Raw genomic sequence first — 7,500 nt, forward strand, 5'->3', positions numbered from 1 at the left:
GGAAGGAGTATAAGTGACAGGCGGAGAGGTGTATAAGAGACAGGCCTGCAACTGGTCGGGCACCGCACGCGATCTGAACGGCTGGCGCCAGCAGAACACCCGCGGCGCCGTGAGCGCCTCGCGCGCCCAGGCGCGCAGCAGCCGGCTCGCCCGCGGCCGCGCGACCGGCCCGCGGCGGCTCAGCCAGGCCTGGGCCAGCAACTCCAGGGCCAGCACCCAGGCATAGCCTCCCAGGCCCAGGGCCAGTCCGGCCAGCGCAAGCAGCGGCGCGCGCGGCCACCACCACCACAGCCACAGCGACGCGACCGCGAGTGTGGACAGGGTCATGCATTGCAGCAGCCGGGCCGTGGCGCCCGGACCTGGCTGGGTGATCGGCATGACCGCACTATGGCATGGGCTGCGCACCCTGCCATGGGTCGGGACGACTAATACACTGCGGCTCCATATGGACGCAGCCCAGAGAATCCGTGACGCCGTGGCCAGCGTGGCCAAGCTGCGGCAGCAGTCGGCGGCCGAGCCGCGGCTGGCGCTCGCCGTGCAGGCCATCAAGCGCCTGCAGGCCCAGCGATTCGCCGGCAGCTACGCCGACCTGCTGGCCGGCGGCAGCTTCCAGGCCGTGGCGCGCTTCTTTCTCGACGAGCTCTATGGCGACCGCGACGACAGCGAGCGCGACGCGCAATTCGCCCGCATCGCCGGCGCGCTGGAATCGCTGTTCCCCGAGGCGGTGGCCACAACGGCTGCGGCGCTGGCCGAACTGCATGCGCTGACCGAGCAACTGGATCACGCCATGGGGCGAGCCTGGCTGGACGGGCCGCACAGCCTCTCCCGCACGCGACGCTACGTCGAGGCTTGGCAGGCGGTCGGGCAGCCGGCGCTGCGGAAGCAACAGCTGGACACGGCACTGGTGGTCGGCGAGGACCTGGTGCGCCTGGCGCGCATGCCCGGCCTGGGCCTGATGCTGAAGATGATGCGCAAGCCGGCCCATGCGGCCGGGCTGGGCGCGATACAGGCGCTGCTGGAGCACGGCTTCGAGACCTTCTCCGCGCTGGCCAGGCGGCGCGAGGGCGTGGCCGCCTTCCTGGCGCTGCTGCGCGAGCGCGAGGAGGCCTTGCTCGAGCTGCTGTTCGAGGGCCAGGCAGTCGCCTGCGAGACGCAATTGGACCGCCTCCTGGGACAAGCCCGGTAACGTCCGCCGCGCAGCCTGCTCACAATGCCGGGCAAGGAGGACCCCAATGGACCGGTTCTGGCTCAACAGCTACCCTGAAGACGTCCCGCACGACGTGTATCCCGACCGCTACCACTCGCTCACCGAGTTGCTCGATGAGTCGTTCCGCAAGCACGCGGACCAGCCTTTTTCGGTCTGCATGGACCGCTGGATGTCCTACCGCGAGCTGGACGAACTCTCGGCGGCGCTTGGCGCCTGGCTGCAGGGCCGCGGACTGGAGCCGGGCGCGCGCGTCGCCATCATGCTGCCCAACCTGCCGCAGTTCGCGGTCAGCATGGCCGCAGTGCTGCGCGCCGGCTACACCTGCGTGAACGTCAATCCGCTCTACACGGCTCGGGAGCTCGAGCACCAGCTCAAGGACTCGGGCGCGACGGCCATCGTGCTGCTGGAGAATTTCGCCCATACGCTGGAGGAAGTCATAGCGCAGACGCCGGTGCGGCATGTGGTGCTGGCCTCGCTGGGCGACCTGCTCGGCCCCTGGCGCGGCCGCTGGCTGAGCTTCGCCGTGCGCCACCTGGCCAAGATGGTGCCGGCTTTCCGCCTGCCGCTGGGCGAGGGGCACAGCGTCACCCCGTTCAACGCCGCCCTCGCCCAGGGGCGCGGCATGAGCCTGCGCGCCCAGGGGCAGAGCCTGGACTCGGTAGCCTTCCTGCAGTACACGGGCGGTACCACGGGCCTGTCCAAGGGCGCGGTGCTGACCCACCGCAACATCGTCGCTGCCATCCTGCAGGCCGAGGCCTGGTTCTCGCCGGCGCTCAAGCGGGTCGGCGACCCGCGGAAGGTCAACAGCATCGCCGCCTTGCCGCTGTATCACATCTTCGCGCTCACCTTGTGCCTGCTCGCGATCCGCCAGGGCTCGCACCTGAGCCTGATCCCCAATCCGCGCGACATCGGCAAGTTCGTCGAAGTGCTCAAGAAGCGCCCGTTCCACATGCTGCCGGCGGTCAACACGCTGTTCAATGCACTGCTGCAGCACCCTCAGTTCAGGACGCTGGACTTCTCCAGCCTGTGTGTCTCCCAGGCCGGCGGCATGGCCGCGTCGGAGGGGACCGCCCGGCAATGGCGCCAGGTAACGGGCTGTCCCATGGTCGAAGGTTGGGGCATGAGCGAGACCTGCGCCATCGGCACCAACAACCCCGTCACCCAGGCCACCTTCAGCGGCACCATAGGCCTGCCCTTGCCCGGCATAGAGATCGCGATCAAGGACGAGGCAGGCCAGGACCTGCCGCCTGGCAGCGCCGGCGAAATCTGCATACGCGGCTCCAACGTGATGCAGGGCTATTACCGTCAGCCCGAGGAGACGCGCAAGGCCTTCACGCACGACGGTTTCCTGCGCACCGGCGACATCGGCGTGATGGATGCACGGGGGCATACTCGCATCGTCGACCGCAAGAAAGACATGATCATCGTGAGCGGCTTCAACGTGTTCCCCAACGAGCTCGAGAATGAAATCTCCCTGTGCCCTGGTGTGGTGGAATGCGCCGCTGTGGGCGTCGCCGACGAGAAGCAGGGCGAAGCCATCAAGGTCTACGTGGTCCGCAGCGACCCCCTGCTCACCGAGGAGACGCTGGCCCGCTTTTGCCACGAGCGCCTGACCGGATACAAGCGGCCCAAATACTACGAGTTCCGCGACGAGCTACCCAAGAGCAACGTCGGCAAGATCCTGCGGCGCGAACTGCGGACGGCGACTCGATGAGCGCCCTGCGCGAGACAGGCCATCAGGCAGGCGACGCCGTTCTGCCCGCGGGCGTGACCGTGTTCGAGCGCGGCTGGCTGTCCTCCAACAGCATCCTGCTGGTCGAGGCGCGGACCTGCGCCCTGGTGGACAGCGGCTATGTCACGCATGCCCCGCAAACCTTGTCCCTGGTGCAGCAGGCCCTCGGGCCACGCCCGCTGGATCTGTTGCTGAACACGCATTTGCACAGCGATCACTGCGGCGGCAATGCCGCGCTGCAGCAGGCCTACCCTGGCCTGCGCACCCACATCCCTCCCGGCCTTGCGCCCCAGGTTGCGCAATGGGATGACGAAGCCCTGTCGTACACGCCGACCGGCCAGCAATGCCCACGCTTTCGCTTCGACGCCCTGCTGCAACCTGGCACCGAAATGCGGCTCGCAGGACAGGCGTGGCAGGTGCATGCCGCACCAGGCCACGATCCGCACTCCGTAATCCTGTTCGAACCGGACACGCGCACCCTGATCTCGGCCGACGCTTTGTGGCAGAACGGGTTCGGCGTGGTGTTCCCGGAGCTGGAAGGCATGGACGCCTTCGATGAGGTAGGCGCGACCCTGGACCTGATCGCCGCGCTACGGCCGAGCACCGTCATTCCCGGTCATGGCGCGGTGTTCACCGGCGTGGAGCCGGCCCTTGAGGCCGCACGCCGCCGTCTGGACAGCTTCCTGTGCTCCCCCCTGCGGCACGCCCAGCACGCCGCCAAGGTCTTGATCAAATTCAAGCTGCTGGAGTGGCAGCGCATTCCCCGGCAGGCTCTGGCCAACTGGGCGGGCGACACACGCTACCTGGGACTGCTGCACCGCCGTTACTTCGGCGACATGCCGCTGGCGCAATGGATAGAGCAGATCAGCGAGGATCTGGTCCGCGCAGGAGTCGCGCGCATGGAAGACGGGGAATTGGTCAACGCCTGAACGAAATCGGCGCCGGAAAAAAGAAAACGCCCAGTCTCGCGACTGGGCGTTTCTTGCTGTAATAGCCTGACGATGACCTACTTTCACACGGGAGACCGCACTATCATCGGCGCTGAGGCGTTTCACTGTCCTGTTCGGGATGGGAAGGAGTGGGACCACCTCGCTATGGTCATCAGGCATAACTTGTTGCTGGCTTGACGTTGGGTCAAGCCGGCCAATTCATAGAGCCTATCAGCTTTTGTATTTCGATTGCGTCACTTGGCATAACAACCTTGATCGGGCTGATCAAAGTTATAGGGTCAAGCCGCACGAGCAATTAGTACTGGTTAGCTTAACGCATTACTGCGCTTCCACACCCAGCCTATCAACGTCCTGGTCTTGAACGACTCTTCAGGGGGCTCAAGGCCCCGGCAGATCTCATCTTGAAACGAGTTTCCCGCTTAGATGCTTTCAGCGGTTATCTCTTCCACACTTAGCTACTCGGCAATGCCACTGGCGTGACAACCGATACACCAGAGGTGTGTCCACTCCGGTCCTCTCGTACTAGGAGCAGGCTTCCTCAAATCTGCAGCGCCCACGGAAGATAGGGACCAAACTGTCTCACGACGTTTTAAACCCAGCTCACGTACCTCTTTAAATGGCGAACAGCCATACCCTTGGGACCGGCTACAGCCCCAGGATGAGATGAGCCGACATCGAGGTGCCAAACACCGCCGTCGATATGAACTCTTGGGCGGTATCAGCCTGTTATCCCCAGAGTACCTTTTATCCGTTGAGCGATGGCCCTTCCATACAGAACCACCGGATCACTATGTCCTGCTTTCGCATCTGCTCGACTTGTCAGTCTCGCAGTTAAGCACGCTTATGCCATTGCACTATTAGCACGATGTCCGACCGTACCTAGCGTACCTTCGAACTCCTCCGTTACGCTTTGGGAGGAGACCGCCCCAGTCAAACTGCCTACCATGCACTGTCCCCGATCCAGATAATGGACCTAGGTTAGAACCTCAAACACACCAGGGTGGTATTTCAACGTTGGCTCCATGCGATCTAGCGACCACACTTCAAAGCCTCCCACCTATCCTACACAGATCTGTTCAAAGTCCAATACAAAGCTACAGTAAAGGTTCATGGGGTCTTTCCGTCTTTCCGCGGGGAGATTGCATCATCACAAACATTTCAACTTCGCTGAGTCTCAGGAGGAGACAGTGTGGCCATCGTTACGCCATTCGTGCAGGTCGGAACTTACCCGACAAGGAATTTCGCTACCTTAGGACCGTTATAGTTACGGCCGCCGTTTACTGGGACTTCAATCAAGAGCTTGCACCCCATCATTTAATCTTCCAGCACCGGGCAGGCGTCACACCCTATACGTCCACTTTCGTGTTTGCAGAGTGCTGTGTTTTTATTAAACAGTCGCAGCCACCGATTTTTTGCAACCCCATTGGGCTCCATCCGCGAGGGACTTCACCTACTAAGGGCACACCTTCTTCCGAAGTTACGGTGTCAATTTGCCGAGTTCCTTCTCCTGAGTTCTCTCAAGCGCCTTAGAATACTCATCTCGCGCACCAGTGTCGGTTTGCGGTACGGTCGTTGCAAGCTGAAGCTTAGTGGCTTTTCCTGGAAGCAGGGTATCACTCACTTCGGAGGCAAGCCTCCTCGTTATCACCCCTCATCTAAGCCCGGCGGATTTGCCTACCAGGCACGACTACAGGCTTGAACCGGGACATCCAACACCCGGCTGAGCTAACCTTCTCCGTCCCCACATCGCACTTGCAATCGGTACAGGAATATTGACCTGTTTCCCATCAGCTACGCATCTCTGCCTCGCCTTAGGGGCCGACTCACTCTACGCCGATGAACGTTGCGTAGAAAACCTTGCGCTTACGGCGAGCGGGCTTTTCACCCGCTTTAACGCTACTCATGTCAGCATTCGCACTTCTGATACCTCCAGCATCCTTTACAAGACACCTTCACAGGCTTACAGAACGCTCTCCTACCACGCACAGTAAACTGTGCATCCGCAGCTTCGGTAACTGGCTTAGCCCCGTTACATCTTCCGCGCAGGACGACTCGATCAGTGAGCTATTACGCTTTCTTTAAATGATGGCTGCTTCTAAGCCAACATCCTGACTGTTTTAGCCTTCCCACTTCGTTTCCCACTTAGCCAATTTTAGGGACCTTAGCTGGCGGTCTGGGTTGTTTCCCTCTTGAGTCCGGACGTTAGCACCCGGTGCTCTGTCTCCCAAGCTGTACTCTTCGGTATTCGGAGTTTGCCTTGGTTTGGTAAGTCGCCATGACCCCCTAGCCAAAACAGTGCTCTACCCCCGAAGGTAATACTTGAGGCACTACCTAAATAGTTTTCGGAGAGAACCAGCTATTTCCAAGTTTGTTTAGCCTTTCACCCCTATCCACAGCTCATCCGCTAGTTTTGCAACACTAGTCGGTTCGGACCTCCAGTACCTGTTACGGCACCTTCATCCTGGCCATGGATAGATCACTTGGTTTCGGGTCTACACCCAGCGACTGAACGCCCTATTCGGACTCGATTTCTCTACGGCTTCCCTACTCGGTTAACCTTGCCACTGAATGTAAGTCGCTGACCCATTATACAAAAGGTACGCCGTCACCCCAAAGGGCTCCGACTTTTTGTAAGCATGCGGTTTCAGGATCTATTTCACTCCCCTCCCGGGGTTCTTTTCGCCTTTCCCTCACGGTACTAGTTCACTATCGGTCGATGATGAGTATTTAGCCTTGGAGGATGGTCCCCCCATCTTCAGACAGGATTACACGTGTCCCGCCCTACTTTTCGTCAGCTCAGTACCACACGTTCCTTTTCGCATACAGGGCTATCACCTACTATGGCCGGCCTTTCCAGACCGCTTTGCTAAGAATCGTGCTATCACTGACAGGCTCTTCCAATTTCGCTCGCCACTACTTTCGGAATCTCGGTTGATGTCTTTTCCTCGAGCTACTGAGATGTTTCAGTTCACCCGGTTCGCCTCGCACACCTATGTATTCAGTGTGCGATACCTTTGCAGGTGGGTTTCCCCATTCGGAAATCTCCGGATCAAAGCTTATTTGCCAGCTCCCCGAAGCTTATCGCAGGCTATCACGTCCTTCGTCGCCTATCATCGCCAAGGCATCCACCACATGCTCTTAGTCACTTGACCCTATAACTTTGACGTCTCAGCATGAGACCTTTACAGCCTCTTGCGAAACATCGCCGCTTTCTTTCAAGGACTTGCGAGGTCTTTCACCTCGCGCGTTATGCCGTAATGTGAATGATTCTTCGGATATCGCCGCTTGCGCAGCAATGTCCAAGAGAACGATTCGTCATTACTTGAAATACAAACAAAGTTTGAATTTCGTTTTGACGCAATCAAAAAATTGTCATCAGAGGCACGGTCTGCACTAAACCTTTACGAATGTGCAGTTTCCTCTGACAACGCTGATTCGACTCTATGAATTGTTAAAGAACAGCCGATTGATCAAACAATCTCGATCAACAACAAAGCAGCCTCTTGCAAAGCCACTTTGGTATTGAATGAATAAGTATCGATGGTGGAGGATGACGGGATCGAACCGACGACCCCCTGCTTGCAAAGCAGGTGCTCTCCCAGCTGAGCTAA

3 protein-coding genes, 1 tRNA gene, 2 rRNA genes and 1 pseudogene (1 of these 7 only partly in view) are annotated in these 7,500 nt (G+C 59.9%); 3 read left to right on the forward strand and 4 right to left on the reverse strand.

Going from position 1 to position 7,500, the window contains the following annotated elements; all coding sequences use genetic code 11:
- A pseudogene (locus FFS10_RS20595) lies at positions 1-378 on the reverse strand (hypothetical protein); the annotation flags it as partial.
- A gap of 67 nt (positions 379-445) precedes the next feature.
- Here FFS10_RS20595 and FFS10_RS20600 point away from each other — a divergent pair.
- From FFS10_RS20600 to FFS10_RS20610, 3 genes are read left to right on the forward strand one after another with little or no spacing between them, the layout of a single operon-like run.
- Positions 446-1,186 (forward strand): FFLEELY motif protein, encoded by a 741-nt coding sequence (locus FFS10_RS20600; RefSeq protein ID WP_137896477.1) that lies wholly within the window; start codon positions 446-448, stop codon positions 1,184-1,186.
- 46 nt (positions 1,187-1,232) lie between these two features.
- A complete protein-coding gene (locus tag FFS10_RS20605) occupies positions 1,233-2,921 on the forward strand; it encodes an AMP-binding protein (RefSeq protein WP_137896478.1) in 1,689 nt (562 codons plus the stop codon).
- Entirely contained in the window at positions 2,918-3,868 is a 951-nt protein-coding gene (locus FFS10_RS20610; RefSeq protein ID WP_137896479.1) for an MBL fold metallo-hydrolase, read from the forward strand. The genes FFS10_RS20605 and FFS10_RS20610 overlap by 4 nt, the downstream gene beginning before the upstream one ends.
- Positions 3,869-3,932: 64 nt before the next feature.
- On the opposite strand, the gene rrf is transcribed toward FFS10_RS20610, so the two are convergent.
- From rrf to FFS10_RS20625, 3 genes are all read right to left on the reverse strand, one after another.
- A 5S ribosomal RNA gene (gene rrf / locus FFS10_RS20615) occupies positions 3,933-4,045 on the reverse strand.
- 118 nt (positions 4,046-4,163) lie between these two features.
- Positions 4,164-7,041: ribosomal RNA gene (locus FFS10_RS20620) — 23S ribosomal RNA — on the reverse strand.
- 389 nt (positions 7,042-7,430) lie between these two features.
- Positions 7,431-7,500 (reverse strand) — tRNA-Ala (locus FFS10_RS20625); it runs 6 nt beyond the window's last position.

Source organism: Ramlibacter sp. 2FC (assembly GCF_005503345.1).
Lineage (GTDB): Bacteria > Pseudomonadota > Gammaproteobacteria > Burkholderiales > Burkholderiaceae_C > SCMQ01.

Excerpts from the sequence above, each read along its gene's own strand:
- FFS10_RS20605 (WP_137896478.1), top strand. The coding sequence starts at position 1,233 with ATGGACCGGTTCTGGCTCAACAGCTACCCTGAAGACGTCCCGCACGAC.
- FFS10_RS20610 (WP_137896479.1), top strand. The coding sequence starts at position 2,918 with ATGAGCGCCCTGCGCGAGACAGGCCATCAGGCAGGCGACGCCGTTCTG.
- FFS10_RS20600 (WP_137896477.1), top strand. The coding sequence starts at position 446 with ATGGACGCAGCCCAGAGAATCCGTGACGCCGTGGCCAGCGTGGCCAAG.